Source organism: Coprothermobacter proteolyticus DSM 5265 (assembly GCF_000020945.1).
Taxonomy (GTDB): Bacteria; Coprothermobacterota; Coprothermobacteria; order Coprothermobacterales; family Coprothermobacteraceae; genus Coprothermobacter; species Coprothermobacter proteolyticus.
Genome location: NC_011295.1, coordinates 1,039,761 through 1,059,675, shown reverse-complemented (window position 1 = coordinate 1,059,675; position 19,915 = coordinate 1,039,761). Strand labels below are relative to the sequence as shown.

The window sequence follows — 19,915 nt, the reverse complement described above, 5'->3', positions numbered from 1 at the left end:
GGCGCTTGGCCCTCGTGATAAGTAGCCTGTAAATGCTATAATTGAAAAGTGGAGAGCGGTTTTCTTAATATTGGTTTTAGTTCATACATATCTGTATCGAAAATAATTGGTATCGTCAGCCCTGATTCTGCTCCCATAAGGCGTATGATAAGGCTTGCTAAGGAGCAAGGACGACTTGTGGACGCCACCTTTGGGCGCAGAACCAGGGCGGCCATTTTGACAGAGGGCGGCTTTATCGTGCTTTCTGCTGTGCTTCCAGATACTTTGGTGAGTCGTCTGGAGGAAGAGGAGGAAGAAGAAGAAAGAACAGAGCCCATCACTGAGCAAGAAGCAGAGCTGGAAGAGGAATCAGGAGAGGACGTTTAAGTGGGCGGTAGACTCATCGTCATCAGTGGCCCTTCCGGTGTAGGGAAGGGAACCGTGGTAAGCGAGCTTCTAAACAGAGATAAAGAACTTGTGCTCTCTATTTCTGTGACCACTCGCAGCCCTAGGCCTGGTGAGGTTGACGGCAAAGATTATTATTTTGTCGATTACTCCACATTCAAGAAGATGGTTGCCACGGATAGATTGCTCGAGTGGGCCTATGTTCATGGTTCCTACTATGGAACTCCTAAAGACTTTGTGATGCAGCACTTGGAGCAAGGCAGAAAGGTGATCTTGGAAATTGACATGCAGGGAGCCATGCAAGTTCGAAGGAGGTTCCCAGATGCTATTCTGATATTTCTGTTGCCTCCTTCTTTGGACGAGCTTAAGCATCGTTTGATGAAGCGCGGCACTGAAGAGATGGACGAGCAGCAGCTTAGGCTGCTTCGTAGCTTACAAGAGCTTGATTACCTCAGGGAATACCATTTTTTCGTGGTCAATGTGGAGGTAAATCAAGCCGTGGAAAACATAATGAAGATTCTGTCCTTGGTGGACTTCGTAGTTACTGAGGACAGGGCACGCACCATGGTGGAATCTCTAAGAAAAGGAGGTATTTTTGATGAAGCAGGTGACATTAGAAGAGCTGGAGAGAATTACTGGACTCCCTAGGTATGCCGTGGTGGTTGCAGTAGGCTTAACGGCTAAGAAAATACAGAAAGAAATATTATCTCAATCTCCCACCTATGAGGTCCCTGTAGAACGAGCCATTCGAGACATAGCAGAGAGAAAGGTCACAGTCGCTCTACGCATATAGTGAATTCTATGTGGATTTCAGGTAACGTATTTCGAAGAAAGAACATTCTCTTGGGAGTTACTGGTTCTATTGCAGCTTTTAAGGCTTGCGCTTTGGCTTCTACACTGTCCAAATATGAGGCACACGTTCGAACGGTTTTGACGCCATCGGCCTTGAATTTCGTGGGGTCAGCGAGCTTCGTTTCACTTACCAATGATGCGGTTTACACCGATCAGGATTACTGGTCATCAAATATACGCAGTTTACACATTGAACTTGGTCGTTGGGCTGATGTGTTGGTTGTTGCTCCAGCCACGGCAAACACGCTCGCAAAAATAGCCAATGGATTGGCTGATAATCTTTTAACCAGCACCATATTGGGCTCTGATAAGCCCCTAGTATTGGTCCCGGCTATGAATGTGCGCATGTATGAAAACAAGATCACTCAGGAGAATCTAAAAACGCTTAAGAACCTGGGGTACATTGTAGTAGAACCCGAGGTGGGACATCTGGCTGATGGAGAAGTGGGTAAGGGCCGTTTCCCTGAGATCGATACGATTTTGTTTCACGTTGCGAAAACCATTGTGCCCCAGGATCTAACAGGAAAGAACATAGTAGTGACCGCTGGACCTACCAGAGAGTATATTGATGATGTTAGGTTCATATCGAATCCATCCAGCGGCAAAATGGGCTATGCCTTGGCTCAAGCTTTAGCACTCAGAGGTGCTGATGTTACTTTGCTAAGTGGCCCTGTAACCTTAGATGTACCTCAAGGTGTTCGTCTGCTGCAGTTTGAATCTGTTAGCGAGCTTATGCAGCTTATGGAACACTTCCTGCCGGAGGCGGACGCAGTTGTAATGGCAGCTGCAGTAGGTGACTTCACCACTGAGAGGAGAGAAGGTAAATTAAGACGACAAGGGGAACTAGCGTTGACTTTGAAAGCCACACCAGATGTTGTAGGTTCCTTTGCAGCGAAATACGCGAAGCCTGTTTACGTTGCTTTTGCAGCTGGGGGTGCCGATGTTATCAAAGATGCTGAGGAAAAGCTAAAACGTAAACACGTGGATGCCATATTTGCCAACCGTATTGACACTTCCCAGACGGGATTTGCTGTAGACACCAACAGTGGTTGGTTCATAAGCAAAGAAAGAGGTGTGGAAGAAGCACCTTTGCAGTCCAAAGTTGATTTGGCATGGTGGCTCAGTGAGAGAATTGTATGGCTGATAGAAGCAAAATCAGAAACTTCTCCATAATAGCACACATTGACCACGGCAAGTCCACGTTAGCTGACCGTTTCTTGGAGCTTTCTGGGTTAGTGAGACGAGATAAACTACAGAAACAGATGCTTGATAGTATGGATCTGGAACGCGAACGTGGGATCACCATTAAAAGCCATCCAGTTAGATTGCATATTGGTGATTACGTGTTCAACCTCATAGATACGCCTGGGCATGTTGATTTTTCCTACGAAGTTTCTAGGTCCTTAGCTGCTTGTGAAGGTGCAATTCTTTTAGTGGATGCAACTCAGGGAGTGGAAGCACAAACAGTAGCACATGCTTACAAAGCCATGGAGCACAACTTAGCCATTGTCCCCGTCATTAACAAAATCGATTTACCTTCTGCTGACGTGGAAGGTACTAAGAGAGCCATGTCCCAACTTCTAGGAAAGGACGATATTGATCCAGTGTTGGTTTCAGCTAAAGAAGGAATTGGCATTGAAGAGCTTATCGATAGGCTCGTAAAAGAAATCCCTGCTCCGAATGGGGATGAAAATGCTCCTTTACAGGCTCTTGTGTTCGATTCCTTTTACGATACTTATAAAGGAGTAGTTTCCGTTGTTCGCATTTTCAATGGACAGGTTAGAGTAGGAGATCGCATTAGATTCTGGGCAAGCGGTTTGGAATCTGAAGTGACTGAGGTTGGTGTTTTTTCCTTGAAGATGGTGCCCACGGAGAGTTTAGAGGCAGGAGACGTGGGATATGTGGCTGCCAACATAAGAGACATCCGCGAAGTTCCGGTGGGAGATACAATGACATCAGCGGTGAGACCTGCCGATGCTCCCATACCGGGCTTTTCTGCAATGAAACCCATGGTTTTCGCGTCCATTTATCCTACTGAGAACGAGGATTTTGAAAGACTTCGCGAGTCTTTGAAGAAGCTTCAGCTCAATGATGCAGCTTTGGTGTTTGAACCGGAAAGTAGCGAAGCTTTTGGCCCAGGTTTTAGGTGTGGGTTCTTGGGGCTTCTTCATATGGACATCATTAGAGAAAGGCTTGAAAGAGAATTTGATTTGGATCTCATATTAACCTCACCCAACGTGGAATATCATGTGCTAACACGGAGTGGTGAGTACATTGAGGTGCGCAATCCTTCGCAGTTCCCAGACTTTTCTGAAGTGGAGCTGGTGGAGGAGCCTTATGTGAGGGGGACCGTAGTAGTTCCATCAGAGTATGTGGGCTCTGTTATTCAACTTTGTGAGGGCAGACGTGGAAAAATGCTTCACATGGAGTACATATCGCAGCAGCGTGTTTTACTCGAATACGATTTACCCTTTGCAGAAATCATAACTGATTTTTACGATCAACTAAAGAGCGTAACACGTGGATATGCGTCTTTTGACTATGAGCACATTGGTTTCAAGGAAGCCGATGTCGACAAAATAGAGGTTTTTATTAACGGTAAAAAACTAGATGCCCTTACGTTGCTTGCTCCAAAGAGTGAAGTACTAAGGGTTGCTAGGCAAGTAGCGTCAAACTTGAAACATACCATACCAAAGCAGCTGGTGGAAGTTGTAATTCAGGTAAAAGCAGGGGGCAGAATAGTTGCCCGTGAGACCATAAAACCGCTTCGTAAGGACGTTTTAGCAAAGTGCTACGGAGGAGATGTTAGTAGAAAGAAGAAACTTCTAGAAAAACAGAAGGCTGGAAAGAAGCGCATGAGACAGTTCAATCAGGTGGACATACCACAAGAAGCATTCTTGTCGGTGCTTAAGGCTGATACTGAGTAATGAACAAAGGCCTCTATCTTCATATTCCTTTCTGCTACAGAAAATGCCCATTCTGTGATTATTACAGTATTTCCAATGCTCCAGAAACGTGGCTGGACACATTCACTGATGTGATAGTCTATCAGCTTAGGCAACTCCCGACAAAACTGGATACGCTTTATGTTGGTGGAGGAACGCCTTTGGTTTTAGGGCAGTCCAGGTGGGAAAGAATACTCCAAAACTTACCCGAAGCAAGGGAAAGGACCATCGAACTCAACCCAGAAGACGTGAAGAAGGAGAATTTTCCTTTGCTTGCGCACTTTACACGCCTTTCAGTGGGTGTGCAGTCTTTTTCAGACTCTGTACTTAAGACACTGGGGCGTGACAAGCTTGATTATGAAAAACTGCTGGATTTACTAAGTCATTGGGATGTAAGTGTGGATCTTATGGTGGGTGTACCAGGTCAAACCCGTGACGAGGTCTTGCGGGATTTGATTTCTGTGGTTGCGCTTGGTGTACCGCATATTTCTGTATATCCTTTGGAAGTGCATGAGGGAACCCCATTTTGGGGGTATTACCGCGGGTGGGATTGGGACGATGCTGACTTGTTACTCATGGTGGAGAAATTCCTTACGGAGCACGGTTATGAACACTACGAGATTTCAAACTATGCCAGACCGGGGCACCAATGTCTTCACAACAAAATCTACTGGCACGACGAGGAGTACTACGCTTTAGGACCTTCGGCTGCAGGGTACGTAAATGGTGTAAGGTATAAATGGGTGTCAAATCTAAGGCTTTATGTGGAAAGTGCTAAGCTTGGTGAACCCACATATGAGGAGTATGTGGCCTTATCTTGGGAAGAGCAGCTTTCAGAATATGCCATCATGAACCTAAGGCTTCTTAGTGAAGGTATTAGAAAAGAGGATGTGGAAAAACGTTTTGGTGAAAGGGCGTGGGGCATAATACTCAGCCAAGCTGAAGGTAACGCTTTTTTGAATATAGAACCAAATAAAATCACAGTGAAGAACTGGCTTTTCTTTAATAGAGCTGCAGAAGCTTTTGTCTAGCTATTCAAGCTAATTATTGCTGAATGTTGCTAGAGCGGGAGATACTGCTTACTTAATCAGCTCCGCACGCAAAAGAATTTCTTCCACTTTAGCTGGCTCGTCTGTTAGTAAGGGTGGTCTGCACGGAAGATTTACAGGAAGTTGAAACCACTGCGCAGCAGCTTTAATAGCTCCCGCAAATGAGTTACAACGGCTGTATATCATGCTAAAAACAGCTATTTGTTTGGCAAAGCCAGCGAAGGCTTCCATGTCTCCTTGCTCGTAAGCTCTCATGAGTGCTAAATAAACTGATGGAATTACGTTTGCACCGGCTACAATGCCGCCATCTCCCCCGAGTAGTAGATTCGTGGGCAAATAATGGTCAAAACCCACCAGTACCGAAAAAGAAGGGTACTTTTCCTTAATAGCAAGGATGTCCAGTAAATAGGTAAGGCTATCTCTGGTAACCTTTATGCCGGCTGCCAGGTTTTCTTTAGCGAGCTTTTCTACCAGACTGGGAGGCAAGGGGTTGCCAGTAGCACTTGGAATATCGTACAAAATTAAGGGTAGCCGACTTCCTTCTGCAATGGCTTTAAAGTGTTGATACAGGGCTTCTTCACCGAACGCACCGTAATATGGAGGAGCTGCAACTACTGCATCAAAGTTCATTTCTTGAGCTATTTTTGCCAGTTTAACTGAATGTTCAGTATTGTTGCTCGTTACACCCGTAACCAAAGCACTTGAAGCGTCTTCCAACTCCTCTGCCGCCAATCTCATTATCTGTATTTGTTCGTCAGGAGACATGGAAAAAAACTCTGAAGTCGATGCGTTCACGAAAATACCATTCACTCCTTGGCTGAGAAGATATTGTATATGGGCTCTCATACTCTGCAAATCCAGAGAGAAATCCTCATTAAATGAACTTACTAACGGCACTATGATGCCCCTCAACATACCGATAAACACCTCCCTATCTTGTTTACATTTTAATACTGTTCGTTCTCTATGCACAGAGATATATGGAAAAGCCGCTATCAAGGGGCGAATATTCGCTGCGAGCGGTGGCTTTGTTCGGTGCGGTCTTTTGCTATCATATGTGGTATGAGCTATCATGTCTGTCCGCGAGACTGCTATGATTCCTGCGGCATGGTTCTTCAATACGGAAGATTAGTCGGTGACTCAAATCATCCTTTTACCTCGGGATTCACTTGCGGCAAAGCCGCTCTTAGTTTGAGGCAAGTAAGTTATCCGGAGAGGATTACAAAGGCGCTGGTAAGAACGAAGAAAGGGTTTGAAAAGATTTCCATCGATAAGGCTATAAGCATAGCAGCTGAGAAACTCTCTTCGAACAAAGTTTATCGAATTGACTATTCAGGACATATGGGCTTACTTTCAAGGTTTTTCCACCAGCGTCTGCTAAGAAGGCTGGGCGCACCTGAGCTGGTTTGGGACATTTGCTCCACTGCCGGCGATGTTGCTCTGATGGATGGTGTTGGTTCCATATGGGGTTGTGACATAGATGCTATAAAGGACAGTGATTTTGTGATCATCTGGGGAGCCAATGTGGCGTACTCTTCCATTCATGCTTACACCTGGGCTAAACAGGCTGGTGAAGTCTTTGTCATCGATCCAGTCAAAACACCAACAGCAGAATCATTTTTCCATGTTCCAGTAAACCCTGGAGGTGACGTAGCGTTATCACTTCAAATACTCAGAGAACTGGACGCTATGGGATACGAGGTACCTTTTTGTGTTGATGACTTTGGCAATTTGGAGCACATATCAGGTGTTAGTAGCGAAACGGCTCACTTGTTAGCTTCTAAGCTTGCGAATAGCAGTCGTCCATTTGTTTTTATAGGCTATGGCTTTCAGCGGCAGTGGAACGGTGCCATGGCAGTGCGTCTTGTAGCTTCTATTCTCAGCGTAATTGATCAATCTGACCGCTTCTACTTTGATAGGCCTTATCATGGGATAGATGTTGATTATATAAGGCTTAAAGGTCAGGAACCAAGCAAAGAAACCCTAAACTGGACACTGTTAAGCAAGCAATTAAAAGATGTAACAGATGCCACATTTTTGGTTTTGAATGCCAATCCTGTAAACACGCTTCCAGGTCGTCGACAACTCGTAGAAACATTTCAAAACAGCAGGAATACGGTCATAGTGCACGACATGTTTATGACAGAATCAGCTCAAGTAGCGGATGTAGTTTTGCCAGCGAAGCATTACTTGGAGTTTGAAGATCTGGTTGCTTCCTACGGTCATCGGTTCTTGGCGTTTAACGAAAAGGGTTTGGAGCCTCCTCCAGATGCTATGAGCAATATGGAGCTTGCAAGAGAATTGGCACGTCAATTAAAGCTGGAGCAAAGTGAACTTTATGAAACTGATAGGGAAGTCATTAACGGTGCTTTGAGAAATCTGGGCATCGACTACGAATTTATGAAAGAGCACAAAATTTACAGACTCCCTGATCCAGCAAAACCAGGTCCGGTAAATTGGCCTGAAATTGCCCAGATCAGGCACTCTTCATATAAGACAGCAGAGGGAAGCTATATGTTACTGACTCCAGTTGGCAGGTTAAGGATTCATAGTCAGTACGCTAATGTGCTTAAGGAAGTGCCGCTACTGGAGATAAATCCTAAAGATGCTCAAAAGTTGTCCATAAGCAACAAAGAACAAGTTAACATTAAAAACAATAGGGGATCTCTTGAGGTAGTGTGTAAAGTGACAGACAAAGTGCCACCTGGAGTTGTGCGTTTGGAGCATGGGTTCTGGGCTGATGCGGAGAAGCCAAATGTGAATGACTTAGTAGAACCTACTCTGCAAGAATATAGTGGGGGATCACAGATTATGTGGACTTTTGTGAACATTGAGAAAGGAGAATAGGGCGTGTACTTGGAAAAAGTCAAAAATGAGTTAAGGGACAAAAGAGCGGGAGTAAACTACCACATACCCAAGCATTGGATGCCTTGTGGTTACAAAGGGCGTGTTTGTTTTGATGGTGTAAGGTTCAAAGTTGACCCATATGAGTTCTTTGAGGAAATGCTTAACGACCTTGATGCGTACAGCTTTTCCGTGAAGTCAGATAGTATTTACGTTGCATTTCCACGAACCACAAGTGCTTACAACCATAAAGGCTTTGGTCTTTTTGAACCGGAAGATCCTCTAGGATATAGGGAATCAGGTACATTCCTAAAGATGATGGCTGTTGCTCTTCATGCTAAACGAATGCATTTTGACACTATGTATTTATTACCGGTTAGTATGCACAGTGATAGGTTCAAGAAAGGAACTGTGGGGTCTCCGTATGCTGTGAGTGATCCACTGCGCATAGCTGATTACTTAGCAGATCCATTACTGGATTTGAGTGCAGAAGAGCTTTTTGGTGCTTTCGTCGAGTTCTGCCACCGCATAGGGATGAAAGTAATCTTGGATTTTGTTCCAAGAACTGGTGCCCGTGACAGCGATCTTATCTTGGAGCATCCCGAGTGGTTCTACTGGGTTGATGTTGCCAGTGTAGGGAAATATGCTCCACCCAAAGCGCCTGAACTGGGTTTTAGGCAGTTATCCGATGAGGATATGGCCTACTTGTATCAGCGCCAGGATGTAAGGAACTTTCTTAGCTGTTTTCGGTGGTCCCCTTCCTATACTGAGCCGGAAAAATGGGATAACTTTGTTAAAGCTAACAGGGGAAAGGATTTTCTTCCCGAGCTGGTGAAAACCTTCGGCGTCATAACTCCTCCAGGGTTTAGCGATTGGCTTAATGATCCTCAGCCAACGTGGGACGATGTAACGTTCTATCGTCTATTCTTGGACCATCCCGATGTAGCAAAACCCTTTGTGGGGGATGATCAGCCACCTTACGTGCTTTTTGACGTTATTAAAGCAAGTCGCTTCCCTGGTTCGAAACCAAACGGCGAACTTTGGGACTATTTATCAGGCATTATTGCGTACTACATTGAGAGATTTGACATTGACGGTGCACGCATTGATATGGGTCATGCTTTGCCCAAAGAACTAGAGCAGCGAATGATGGAAAAAGCCCTTAAGATGAAGGCTGATTTCATGCTCATTGCTGAAGAACTTAATCCTGAGGGTGATGTTAGGGCTAAAGAGTCAAATTATGGAGCAATTATAGGTAATAGTTGGTGGATGTTGCCACGTCGAGAAAAGATCGTAGAACTTTTTACTGATAGTACAAGAAGGGTTTTGCCTTTGTGGGCAGCTGTGGAGACACCTGACACACCAAGGATTTTTGGTAGACTGCCGTATCATGAAGCACTGCAGCGTTTGGTAATGTCTGCCTTTCTCCCCAACAGCTATTTTGTTGTAAACGCCGGGTTGGAACTCTTGGAGAAACAGCCCATGAATTTAGGTTTGGATGCAACCTTCGACGATAAGTGGGTGCTTCCAAGAGATGACGAATTCTACGGTAAGCTTAGTTTTTTTGACCACTACGCACTTCACTGGGATAGCGAGAAGGATCTAACGTACATAATTGGTAAACTTAACAGACTCAGGGTTACACATTACGATGCCATGGCTAAAATCTGTAGCAACGAACCATTAATGGTGAAACACAAAGGTGCAATGTTTGTATGGAACAACACGGAAAAACCCATAAGTTATACGGAAGCACCCTTACTGTGTGTGGGAACCGCAGTTTTGGATACACTTCAAACCGACGGAGTTGCGCTATTCAAACATGAGTAGAGAACTAAAAGCCCTTGGGATGGGATACTTGCTTTGGGGGTTTTCCATTGGGCTGTACACTACTCAGTGGCCAGTATTTCTGCTGTATAAGTTGGGTGATCCTGGGCAAGTTGGTTTGGCTAACGGGCTCATAAGTGCTACTGCGGTGCTTAGCTATTTTATAGGTGCTTGGATGGGTAACCATTTCCCTAAGAAACCTTTGTTTATGCTCAGTTGGGGTGGTAGTGCTATTGCTCCACTGCTCTGGGCTTTTGGCAGCAGCGATTGGACTATTTACCTCGGTTGTGCGCTTTTTGGGTTCATAAGCAGTTATTCCAGTCCACTGATAAACTCATACTTTCTAGACGAACTTGGTGATGAGTTTATGAAAGGAAGCATGTATACATCAAGTACTTACAGTATTGGGATGATGGTAGGCCCTTTTGTGGGAGGTGTGCTTAAAGATATTGGTGGATATGAATTATTGATGATTGTAACAGCGATCTCTTTTGTTTTTTCTGCGGTTCCTCTGGCTTTTCTGAAAAAGGATGAGCCAAAGAAGAAAAGTCTGATGCTTCCAAAAGATCGTTCATATTATCAAGCTTTGCTATGGGCGGCTGTGATGAGTTTTGCCATGATGATCACTGTACCTTATGCCCCATTGTATGCGAAGGAACGTTTTGCTCTTTCAGGTACCATGCTTGGGCTTTTGGGAAGTATTTCTGCCATTGGAGCGGTACTTCTAGCCTATTTGGCTGTGCGTGTGTCCCATCGTTCCATCATACTTAGGATATCCGTTTGGTGCGGCATCTTGGGAACGATGCTTCTCATCAGTAATAGGTGGTTTTTGTGGGTAGCGTTTTTCTTTAGAGGCGCTTTCATGAACACGTATTCGCTGATAACCAGCGGTGTGTCGCATCGTGTTCCTAAGGATTACTCATACATTGGTTTTGCTCTCCTTACGGCCACTATTGCTGCCTTTAACAGTTTAGCTTCGGCTGTAGGTGGGTACATTTATAATACAGGACCAATAGTCTTGTTCTTGCTTTCGTCAGTGTTGATGTGGTTCAGTTTGCATTTATATAGGCTATTGGCCGAGTCACGACAGTAAGTTTGGATTTTAAAGTTTAGTAAAGGGGTGATGCTTGTGAAAAGGTACGTAGTAGATGGGATTTTCAAACCTACAGGCCCCTATGTCCATGCTGTAGAAAGTGGCAATCTTGTTTTTGTTAGTGGTCTGTTGGGTGCAAAACCTGATGGAACGTTACCAGAAGATCCTGATTTGCAACTTTCACAAATGTTTGCTAACGTTAATGAATTGCTGAAGGCCTTAGGTATTGCGAAAGATGCAGTTGTGAAAACCACGGTTTTTATGAAAGACATGTCGTATGCTGCAAAGCTTAATGAGCGCTATGCAGCCTTTTTTGGAAATGATTTACCAGCTAGGAGTATGATACAGGTAGCAGGATTGCCCATGAATGCTTTTTTTGAGATGGAGCTAGTTGCGCAGAGAAGTGAGTAACTTAAGTTGAGAAGAAAGGAGGTTCACACATGGCAGGGAAAATAGCCATATTGCTGGATGATGGTTTTGAGGACCTGGAGTTCTTTTATCCTTATTTCAGGGTGCAGGAAGACAACTTTGAGCCAGTAGTGCTAGGTGTTGAGCCCAAATTAGCGAAGGGAAAGAATGGCTTGTATTTTCAGATAACTGAAACTTTGGCAAAACACAAGCCAGAAGAATTTGTTGGGCTTTATATTCCGGGCGGGCATGCCCCCGATCGCCTTCGCCGCTTTGACGAGGTCAAGGAATTCGTTTCAGCATTCTACAAGTTGGGTAGACCTATTGGAACTATTTGTCATGGACCTCAAGTGCTCATCTCAGCGAAAGTAGTTGAGGGAGTAACTATGACTTCAGTATCTGCCATAAAAGACGACTTGGAAAACGCAGGTGCCATCTGGGTTAACCAACCAGTGGTGGTGGATAAGAACATTGTTAGTAGCCGAGTTCCCGATGATTTACCGTTCAATCTTCCAGCTTTACTAGCTCTTCTTCCCAAATAGCTTACGGATAAAAGCGAATATTTCATCTTGTAACAGGGCGAAGAGTATTACAAATAGTATTAAGCTTACAAAAGCGTTAGCATATTTGCCTTCGTTCGTTGGCGGCACAAATATGGCTAGCGCCGCTGTTATCAGAAATCCTGGGAATACAATCATTATTCCAAGAACCTTGAGCAGAAGTGCGGCTTGCTTCCGAAGTTCTTTATTGACGTCGTTCATCGCTCACCTTCTCTCCATGGATACGTGAAAAATTCTGCACTACATTAAGGCAATGGTCAGCCACACGCTCTAAGTTGGTTAAAATGTCCACGTAAATAACTGCAGCACTTACAGAAACTTCGCCTTGAATTAAGCGCTCGGTTCTTTCGTTTCTGAGTTCCTTGACTAAAGCATCAATCTGTTCTTCGGTAAGGACCGTAAGTTCTAAAATGCTTTCTGAGAAACCGTTGTCAATTACCTGTTGTGCTCTGTCCAAATTAGCCTTTACTAGACCAAAAAGCTGTTTTAAGGATTCTTGACCTTTGGGGCTAAAGTGCACATCATTTTCGTACACGAATTCAGCGAACTCTATCAAGTTAGTCGCGTGGTCGCCCCATCTTTCCACATCGTCCATGCTGTGAACAATGGCAGCTAAGTATGCCACTTCTTCTTCTGACAAGGATGTCTGTGCTAGTTTGTTTGCATACTGCAGGCCATCACTGTAAAGGTCGTCAACTAAGTTCTCCATATTCCAAATTTCTTCACCATTATACTTTTCTTCCTTGAGAATCATTTCGACAACAGAGTTCAGCATGCTAATACTCACATCAGCCATGTATTTTAAGGTACTTCTAAGAGCATCTAAAGCCAAAGAAGGAGCAGACAACAAGTTTGCGTGCAAATACTCGGGCTTTGTGAAAATCTTTTCCTCACCTTTAACTAGCCACTTTACGAGCTTAGCGAAGTTATTTACCTGGAAAGCCCAAAACAAAGCCCAGACGACGTTGAACAAAGTATGGGAATTTGCTATGAGGCGTGGTAAGGAAACATCGCCGAAAATTTCAGAAATGCTTATTACGGCGTTTTGGTAAATTCCTGTAACAAGAAAAGGATATATCAAGATGACACCGACAAGGTTGAAGAGCAGGTGAGCCACAGCCGTTCTTCTAGCACTTAGTTTGGTTCCAATAGAAGCCAAAAGAGCGGTTACGGTGGTACCGACATTTGCGCCCAGTACTAATGGTACTGCTGCGCCGAACGTCATTAATCCTTGACGTGCCATCGCCACAACTAGTGATGTTGTCGCAGATGATGATTGTATGATGCCAGTAAATACTGCACCAGCTAATATACCCAGCCAAGGTTTAGTACTAAACGCTACTAAAAGACTTTGCAGATAAGCAGATTCCTTTAATGGGCTAAGCCCTAGTTCCATTAACCATAGACCTGATAAAAGGAGTCCAAAAGAAAAAATCGATAGACCAATAGTCTTTGCTCTTTTCTTCTTGCCAACCAAATACGTTATCAAACCTATGGGAAGAATGAACAAACCCCACTGTGTTATGTTGAAGGCAACTATTTGAGCAGTAATAGTAGTTCCGATATTGGCCCCAAAAATCAAACCTAGAGCGGCTTCAAATGGTAGCATACCCGCATTTACCAACGCAACTGCAACTACTGTTGTTACCGAAGAAGACTGCCAGAGAGCGGTTACGATCAAACCCGTTAATAGTGCTTTCCAAGTTGTTCCGCTAATTCGAGTGATGATGGTTCTTAGGCGAATGCCTGCTAATTCTTTTAAATAGTCGCTGAAGGCAAGCAAACCATACAAGAAAACAGAAAGGCCACCAAGAGCGAGCCCAATATATTGCAGTGGCTGCATTAGTACCTCCTTATTTTGATTGGTGGTTATATTAACTACTTTAGATTCTAACACGCCGAAGAAAGGGTAGTACAATGTTAAGTGGAGGTGAACTTAATGTCATTTCTAGATGAAACGGGCTCTGATCTTTTGTTAGGTAATGAAGCCATTGCTAGGGGGGCTTTGGAAGCGGATGTAGCATGCGTAGCCGCTTATCCGGGAACTCCTTCCACAGAGGTCACCGAGACGTTGAGCAAATATGCGAAGGAGACGGGTGTATATGTGGAATACTCTACAAATGAAAAGGTTGCCCTGGAAGTGGCTACGGCTTTTTCGTGGTCAAACCTAAGAGCCATGGCAACCATGAAACATGTAGGGCTTAATGTTGCAGCAGATACGTTCATGTCGCTTGCCTATCAGGGAGCGGTAGCAGGCTTAGTGATTTTGACCGCTGACGATCCAGGAATGTGGAGTTCACAAAACGAGCAAGATAACCGAATTTTCGGCAAATTCGCAGGAGTTCCTGTACTTGTTCCTTCAGATCCTCAGGAGGCTAAAGATTTTACTAAGATAGCTTTCGAACTTAGTGAATCGATTGGTGCACCGGTTCTTCTAAGGAGTACAACCCGAGTTAGTCATACGCGAAGTCCTGTAACGTTTTCCTCGTTAGGTGAAAACGTTAGGCAAGGAAACCGGAGGAAGGGAACTTTTAAGCCCGACATTGTCAGGTTCGTAAGTTTACCAGCCAACGCCAAGAAAAATCATCCTAAAGTGCTGCAGCGGTTGGACCAAGCTATCAGTTTTTCACGTAACCATGAGCTCAATAGGTTAGAAGGGTCAGGTAAAGTTGGCGTAATCACACAGGGCGTGGAGTATCTCTATGTAAAGGAAGCGGAACGTGACTTAGGCACCCAGTTAAACATACTTAAACTGGGCATGGTTTATCCGCTGGATAAAGAATTGATAGTTGAGTTTGCCAAACAGTTGGATGTCTTGCTGGTGGTAGAGGAGCTAGAACCATTTTTGGAAGAAATGATCAAAGCAATACTTTACGAAGCAGGGTTGAGCGTGCCGGTGCATGGGAAAGACGTGCTCCCCAGAGTTGACGAGCTTAATTACTGGAAAGTCCGCAATGCTCTAGAAAGGATTCTGAACCTACCAGTGACAGAGCCACAAATAGCTCAGGTGCCTTCACTTCCTCCTCGACCTCCAGTGCTTTGTCCAGGCTGTGCGCATAGAAACGTTTTTTACATGGTTAAGAAAACGGAAAGGAAATCTGTTAAACCCTCAGACATTGGTTGTTATACCTTAGGTGCATTGGATCCATTAAAAGCTATTGATACATGTATTGCTATGGGCGCATCGGTAGGCTTGGGGAGCGGTATGGCAAAGGCTCAGGAGGAAAGGGTCATTTCTACCATAGGTGACAGCACATTTTTCCATACGGGTTTGCCTGCTTTGGTGAACGCAGTATATAACAGGAGCAAACTCACACTCATCGTATTGGATAACCGTATCACAGCTATGACAGGCCATCAACCTAACCCATCTACGGGTATAACAGCTTCTGGTGACATTGGTGCTCACTTGGATATAGAGCAGGTAGCTCGTGGGCTGGGTGTTGATTATGTAAAATCTGTGGATCCATACGATTTACAGGCTTTGGAAGAGGCTATTAAGGAAGCAAACGAATATACCGTGGCTGTTATTGTGGCTAAACAGCCATGTGCACTGCTAAGGCAGAGGCAACTTCAAAGAAGAGGAGAACGTGCTCCTCTGTACGCAGTAGAAGAAGAAAAATGTACTGGGTGTAGGGTGTGTGTGAACCTGCTGGGTTGCCCAGCCTTGGTTTTCGACCGAGACAAAAAGAAAGTTTCCATTGACGAAGATCTTTGTGCGGGTTGTTCTGCCTGCGCACAAGTGTGCCCTTACAATGCCATTTACGAGAAGAGCATTGAAGGGGAGAAGAACTTTGATGTTGTGAGTGACGAATCGAGAGCGAGGTGGCAGCAGTGGTATACAACATTGTTTTAACTGGCGTAGGTGGTCAAGGCATACTTACTGCCGCGAAGGTTTTGGGAAAAGCCGCAATGATGGCAGGCTACTATGCCGCAGTGGGTGAAATTCACGGTTTAGCTCAAAGAGGGGGCTCAGTTATTGGTTTTGTTCGTATTTCGGAAAATCCTGTTGCCTCCACAGTACCAGAGGGTACTGCAGATTTGCTTCTCTCTTTTGAGCCACTAGAAGCCATTCGCTACATAAACTATGCTAAAAAAGGTACCACATTCATAGTGAACGAGGCTAAGATGGTTCCTGTATCGGCAAACCTGGGTAGCACTGTCTATCCGTCGTTAGAAGAGATTCGCAAAAACCTAGAGGAGTTTGGGCCTTGTCATATGTTTGATGCTACGGCCTTGGCAAAGAGCCTGGGAAGTACCATTTACGTGAACAGTGTCATGCTGGGAAAGTCTGCTTCTGTACTGTCATTCTTACTTCCCAAAGAAGTCATTGAAAAAGCGCTTGAAGAAGTGCTGCCAAGAGACCTCGAAAACAACTTAAAGGCTTTTGATTTAGGCTACCAAGTTAGTTAGTAATCTGGAGTTTAAACAGCGCTCATCTGTTGTATATACCCCCCTCCATGGGGGGTATAATATTTTTGGTGATGCTTCTATGAAAACAAATGACGGACCTGCTTATGGAGATGAAGTACTTCAAATGGTTAAAACAGCTGTAGGGCAACTTTCTGCGGTGGAACGCATGCTTTCTGATGGTGTTTGCTGCACTGAGGTCGCTACTCAAATTGCTGCTGTGCAGGGGCTTATGAAGAAAATAGTTTCTCTTATGGTCCGAGACCGTATGGCTAAATGCTTACCCGAGAAGGGCAGCGAAGAACTATCAAAAGCTTTGCAGGTCCTGATTGAAAAAACAAGTAAGTAAAACAATGTGTATGTAAATCAGAGAGGAGTGTATGAGCAGGTGAGAGCTTATTTTGACCACTGCAGATCCACTTATGTGGATAAAAGTGTTATTGATGAAATGATACCATGGTGGACCGAGAAGTACTGGGCCCCGTCTTCCTTTACCTATACCGGAACTACGGCAGCAGAAGCTATTGAGAACAGCCAGATGGCTTACGCAAAGTTCTTTGGAGGAAAACCTGACGAGGTTCACTTTGCACCCAGCCACGCTGTGGCCAATAACATTGCCATCCAGGGTGTACTTAATAACGTTGAAAGTGGTACGGTTCCCCACGTCATAACAACGTCTATTGAACACGGAACTACCATGGATTTGGTGAAGCAACTTGAGAAGCTCGGGAAAATCAAGGTTACTTACTTACCGGTGGATTCAAACGGCTTAGTGGATTTAGATGCGCTAAGTGAGAGTCTTGGAAAAGACACAGTGCTTGTAACCATGGCTGCTGTGAACTACATGGTAGGTACTATTCAACCGGTTAAGGATATTAGTAAGATTATTAGGGACGTAAACCCAGAAGTGCTTATTCATTATGATTTGACCTGGGCTTTGGGAAGATTGGCAGATCTTGCTTTAGCACCCTATGCTGACATTATTACGGCCAGCATAGAAAGAATACATGGTCCAAAAGGTGTCACGGCCTTGTGGGTGAAAAAAGGCGTACCTGTAAAAGGTCCCATATACGGTAGTCAGGCTTATTCGAGAATTGTCCCTGGTACCCCTGACGTGCCATCCATTGTGGGTGCTGCAAAAGCATTGGAGCTTATGCAAGACGGATTGGAACAGAAGATAGAACACATGAAACACATACGCAATCGTTTGATCAATGAAACCATGGAACTGGTTCCAGAAACATTGCTAAACGGTCCTGAGGGGGACTTAAGGTCGCCTAGCAATGTCTGTCTCACCTTTAGATATGTGGAAGGCGAATCAGTGGAGATGTACCTGGATATGGAAGATATAACGGTGGATACTGGCTCCGCCTGTGCAAATCCATTCTTAGAGGCAAACCACGTCATACTTGCCATGTACGGAGACTATGAAAGGGCTCACGGTGCCATCAGGATGACCTTTACGTGGACCACCACTGATGAAGAAGTAGACAAATTCTTGGAAGTAATTCCAGGTATTGTGGCAAAGCTTCGCAAGATTAGTCCGTTAGCACCAAAGGTTTATAAGGAGTGATTTGAGCATGTCGATAAAATACAATCCTAAAGTAATTGAACATTTTAAAAACCCACATAACCAAGGGGTTATAGAAAATCCTGATGCGGAAGCTCTTGTGGGAAGCCCCGCATGTGGGGATCAGATAGCCATTTATTTGAAGATAAACAACGATGTCATCGAGGACATAAAATTTGAATCTTACGGTTGTGCCAGCAACATAGCTACAGCTTCCATTGTTACTGATTTGGCGAAAGGGAAGACCTTAGAAGAAGCACTGTCCATCAAGTGGACAGAGGCAGTCCAGGAACTTGGAGGACTTCCTCCTGTTAAGTACCATTGTTCAGTGCTTGCTGTGGACGGTTTAAGAGCGGCTATCAAGGACTATCTTAGAAAAACGGGTCGTCTTCCTGAAGAAGAACTTAGCTCCGATTTAGTGCGGGAGGAACTTTACCATGTGATTTACCCGCCTCAGGGTTTGGACATAGTGTCTTTGAAGCGTGTAAAATACATTGGAGTTGACGATGGGAAAGTCAGAATAGAAATCTCCTTTGCTCACGATGATCCCTATTTGCAGGAAATTATCGATGAGATAAAAGAAAAAGTCTCTGACTTGCCCGGAGTAAAAGACATTGAAGTAGTAAATCAGGGAAGGGGTGATCTTTAGAGATGCAGGTACAGGTGATTTATGTTAGCAGGCATGGAGCTTCAAAGCGTTATGCTGAAGCCATTGCTGAAGCACTTGATGGTGAAGCTCAATCGGTGGAACAAGTGGAGTCTTTTTGGGGAGATGCCATTGTCTTCGTTGCCGGGGTGTACAATCACAAATTAAATCCAGACATGTTGGAGTTTATACAGACACACAGAAGTGATCTTTATGGAAGAATGTGGGCCGGTGTGGCTATCAGTCTCATCGAAGACGAGAGAACATGGAATGGTGGAAAAATAGGCGGACCCATCTATGTCCGACAGTACTTGGGTCTATTTGATAGGCCTCCTTTGGCTCTTGCCAATTTCCCAGGGGCTGTAGATCTAGATCAGCTTACCGAAGAAGAAAAGTCAAATATTCAAGAACTGTTTCAAATCATGGGTGAGGATCCTCATTCAGTGGACAATGTAGACACCGAGAAGGTTTGGACATTATCTAACCGCATAAAAGAAATAGCTCGTCAGTGCTAATGATCACAGGAATATAAAAAGGCTCCCAGAAGCAAACTGGGAGCCTTCTTATATTCTTAATGTTTCTTGTTGTTATTCAGAGTAGTGCGTTTTTGACGTAGTCAAGCATCAGGTTCTCTGGTACGGCACCTTCCACCTCTATTTTTTCGTTTATGACAGTCTTTGGAACACCGTAGACGTTCCAGCGGTTTGTAAGTTCTTCAAACTCGCTGGCTTCTATCATATTTCCTGTGAAATTTGGGTTGAAATAAGCAAACTGGTGAGCTGTGAAGACTGCTTTGGGGCAATAGGGGCACGTAGGTGTTACGAACACATCCATTGTAACCTTAGTGTTTATGGCAGCCAGTTGAGGTAGCAAAGCTTTATTAAGTTTCACATTACCTGTTGAAAGCAGTATGATGTCGTCCAGAAGTGTTGCAAACTCGTATCCGGCAGGAATGCCATAGAACCAAATGTTGTAGTGTTTTTCTTGTCCATCATCTTCCAAGACAGAGAATGTTATCGCTGGGTACATGAAACCGAGCGAATCTTTCTTTAGGCCGTATTCTTGAGCAGTTTCAGGTTGCTTTAGTGGGTCGATCAAAACTAAGGAAAGTTTATCAGTTGTAGCCACAAGATCTGACATAAGTTCTTTTACTTCGTTGCAGTACATACATTCACGACGTCCGGGCACGATAATATCACTTTCAGGTAAAAATGTAATTACCTTTACTGTTTTGTTCATGACAGCGAGTCTTTTTTGGACCTCTTTTTTGTCAGATTCTTTCAAAATTGCCATGCAGGCACCTCCTACTTTAATAACTCCGTAAATT

At 44.4% G+C, this 19,915-nt stretch carries 21 protein-coding genes; 17 read left to right on the top strand and 4 right to left on the bottom strand.

Annotated features, from left to right (window positions below):
• The first annotated feature begins 48 nt into the window (after positions 1–48).
• From COPRO5265_RS05615 to COPRO5265_RS05590, 6 genes are read left to right on the top strand one after another with little or no spacing between them, the layout of a single operon-like run.
• Complete coding sequence (locus COPRO5265_RS05615) at positions 49–366, top strand: extracellular matrix/biofilm biosynthesis regulator RemA family protein (RefSeq protein WP_012544498.1); 318 nt, start codon at positions 49–51, stop codon at positions 364–366.
• Positions 367–1,032, top strand: a complete 666-nt coding sequence (gene gmk, locus COPRO5265_RS05610; RefSeq protein ID WP_012543859.1) for a guanylate kinase — start codon at positions 367–369, stop codon at positions 1,030–1,032. It abuts the gene before it with no gap.
• Positions 983–1,177 (top strand): hypothetical protein, encoded by a 195-nt coding sequence (locus tag COPRO5265_RS05605; protein ID WP_041735768.1) that lies wholly within the window; start codon positions 983–985, stop codon positions 1,175–1,177. Before gmk ends, COPRO5265_RS05605 begins: the two co-directional genes overlap by 50 nt.
• 8 nt (positions 1,178–1,185) lie before the next feature.
• On the top strand, positions 1,186–2,409 hold the full coding sequence (gene coaBC / locus COPRO5265_RS05600) for a bifunctional phosphopantothenoylcysteine decarboxylase/phosphopantothenate--cysteine ligase CoaBC (protein WP_012544011.1): 1,224 nt from the start codon (positions 1,186–1,188) through the stop codon (positions 2,407–2,409).
• Positions 2,373–4,163: a translation elongation factor 4 gene (gene lepA, locus COPRO5265_RS05595; RefSeq protein WP_012544151.1), complete on the top strand. Its 1,791-nt coding sequence runs from the start codon at positions 2,373–2,375 to the stop codon at positions 4,161–4,163. Before coaBC ends, lepA begins: the two co-directional genes overlap by 37 nt.
• Positions 4,163–5,212, top strand: a complete 1,050-nt coding sequence (locus COPRO5265_RS05590) for a coproporphyrinogen-III oxidase family protein (RefSeq protein ID WP_012544465.1) — start codon at positions 4,163–4,165, stop codon at positions 5,210–5,212. Before lepA ends, COPRO5265_RS05590 begins: the two co-directional genes overlap by 1 nt.
• A gap of 48 nt (positions 5,213–5,260) precedes the next feature.
• Here COPRO5265_RS05590 and COPRO5265_RS05585 read toward each other — a convergent pair whose 3' ends face one another.
• Entirely contained in the window at positions 5,261–6,145 is an 885-nt protein-coding gene (locus COPRO5265_RS05585) for a dihydrodipicolinate synthase family protein (RefSeq protein ID WP_143708115.1), read from the bottom strand.
• Positions 6,146–6,292: 147 nt separating this feature from the next.
• Here COPRO5265_RS05585 and COPRO5265_RS05580 point away from each other — a divergent pair, with 147 nt between their 5' ends.
• The 5 genes from COPRO5265_RS05580 to COPRO5265_RS05560 are packed head-to-tail and all read left to right on the top strand — an operon-like array spanning position 6,293 to position 11,944.
• On the top strand, positions 6,293–8,077 hold the full coding sequence (locus COPRO5265_RS05580; RefSeq protein ID WP_012543700.1) for a molybdopterin-containing oxidoreductase family protein: 1,785 nt from the start codon (positions 6,293–6,295) through the stop codon (positions 8,075–8,077).
• A 3-nt stretch (positions 8,078–8,080) separates the two neighbouring features.
• A complete protein-coding gene (locus COPRO5265_RS05575) occupies positions 8,081–9,904 on the top strand; it encodes an alpha-amylase family protein (protein WP_236608195.1) in 1,824 nt (607 codons plus the stop codon).
• Entirely contained in the window at positions 9,897–10,994 is a 1,098-nt protein-coding gene (locus COPRO5265_RS05570) for an MFS transporter (protein WP_049750684.1), read from the top strand. Before COPRO5265_RS05575 ends, COPRO5265_RS05570 begins: the two co-directional genes overlap by 8 nt.
• A gap of 30 nt (positions 10,995–11,024) precedes the next feature.
• Entirely contained in the window at positions 11,025–11,405 is a 381-nt protein-coding gene (locus COPRO5265_RS05565) for a RidA family protein (protein WP_012543831.1), read from the top strand.
• 29 nt (positions 11,406–11,434) lie between these two features.
• Entirely contained in the window at positions 11,435–11,944 is a 510-nt protein-coding gene (locus tag COPRO5265_RS05560; protein ID WP_012543484.1) for a type 1 glutamine amidotransferase domain-containing protein, read from the top strand.
• On the opposite strand, the gene COPRO5265_RS05555 is transcribed toward COPRO5265_RS05560, so the two are convergent.
• Together COPRO5265_RS05555 and COPRO5265_RS05550 are read right to left on the bottom strand one after the other, a co-directional pair.
• A complete protein-coding gene (locus COPRO5265_RS05555; RefSeq protein ID WP_041735762.1) occupies positions 11,924–12,163 on the bottom strand; it encodes a hypothetical protein in 240 nt (79 codons plus the stop codon). The two genes, COPRO5265_RS05560 and COPRO5265_RS05555, sit on opposite strands and share 21 nt — an antisense overlap.
• Positions 12,147–13,805 (bottom strand): Na/Pi cotransporter family protein, encoded by a 1,659-nt coding sequence (locus COPRO5265_RS05550; protein WP_012544297.1) that lies wholly within the window; start codon positions 13,803–13,805, stop codon positions 12,147–12,149. Before COPRO5265_RS05550 ends, COPRO5265_RS05555 begins: the two co-directional genes overlap by 17 nt.
• Before the next feature lie 96 nt (positions 13,806–13,901).
• Between COPRO5265_RS05550 and iorA the strand changes: the two genes are divergently transcribed.
• The 6 genes from iorA (at position 13,902) to COPRO5265_RS05520 (ending at position 19,103) form a co-directional block, all read left to right on the top strand.
• Positions 13,902–15,818 (top strand): indolepyruvate ferredoxin oxidoreductase subunit alpha, encoded by a 1,917-nt coding sequence (iorA, locus tag COPRO5265_RS05545; protein WP_012544805.1) that lies wholly within the window; start codon positions 13,902–13,904, stop codon positions 15,816–15,818.
• Positions 15,797–16,375, top strand: coding sequence for an indolepyruvate oxidoreductase subunit beta (locus COPRO5265_RS05540; protein ID WP_041735759.1), 579 nt, complete (start codon positions 15,797–15,799; stop codon positions 16,373–16,375). Before iorA ends, COPRO5265_RS05540 begins: the two co-directional genes overlap by 22 nt.
• 79 nt (positions 16,376–16,454) lie before the next feature.
• Positions 16,455–16,721 (top strand): metal-sensitive transcriptional regulator, encoded by a 267-nt coding sequence (locus tag COPRO5265_RS05535; protein ID WP_012544779.1) that lies wholly within the window; start codon positions 16,455–16,457, stop codon positions 16,719–16,721.
• A 39-nt stretch (positions 16,722–16,760) separates the two neighbouring features.
• A complete protein-coding gene (locus COPRO5265_RS05530) occupies positions 16,761–17,945 on the top strand; it encodes a cysteine desulfurase family protein (RefSeq protein ID WP_012543830.1) in 1,185 nt (394 codons plus the stop codon).
• Positions 17,946–17,952: 7 nt separating this feature from the next.
• On the top strand, positions 17,953–18,591 hold the full coding sequence (locus COPRO5265_RS07660) for an iron-sulfur cluster assembly scaffold protein (protein ID WP_012544224.1): 639 nt from the start codon (positions 17,953–17,955) through the stop codon (positions 18,589–18,591).
• Positions 18,592–18,593: 2 nt separating this feature from the next.
• Entirely contained in the window at positions 18,594–19,103 is a 510-nt protein-coding gene (locus COPRO5265_RS05520; protein ID WP_012544020.1) for a flavodoxin domain-containing protein, read from the top strand.
• Positions 19,104–19,179: 76 nt separating this feature from the next.
• Here COPRO5265_RS05520 and pdo read toward each other — a convergent pair whose 3' ends face one another.
• Positions 19,180–19,881 (bottom strand): protein disulfide oxidoreductase, encoded by a 702-nt coding sequence (pdo, locus tag COPRO5265_RS05515; RefSeq protein WP_012544434.1) that lies wholly within the window; start codon positions 19,879–19,881, stop codon positions 19,180–19,182.
• Between the last annotated feature and the right edge of the window lie 34 nt (positions 19,882–19,915).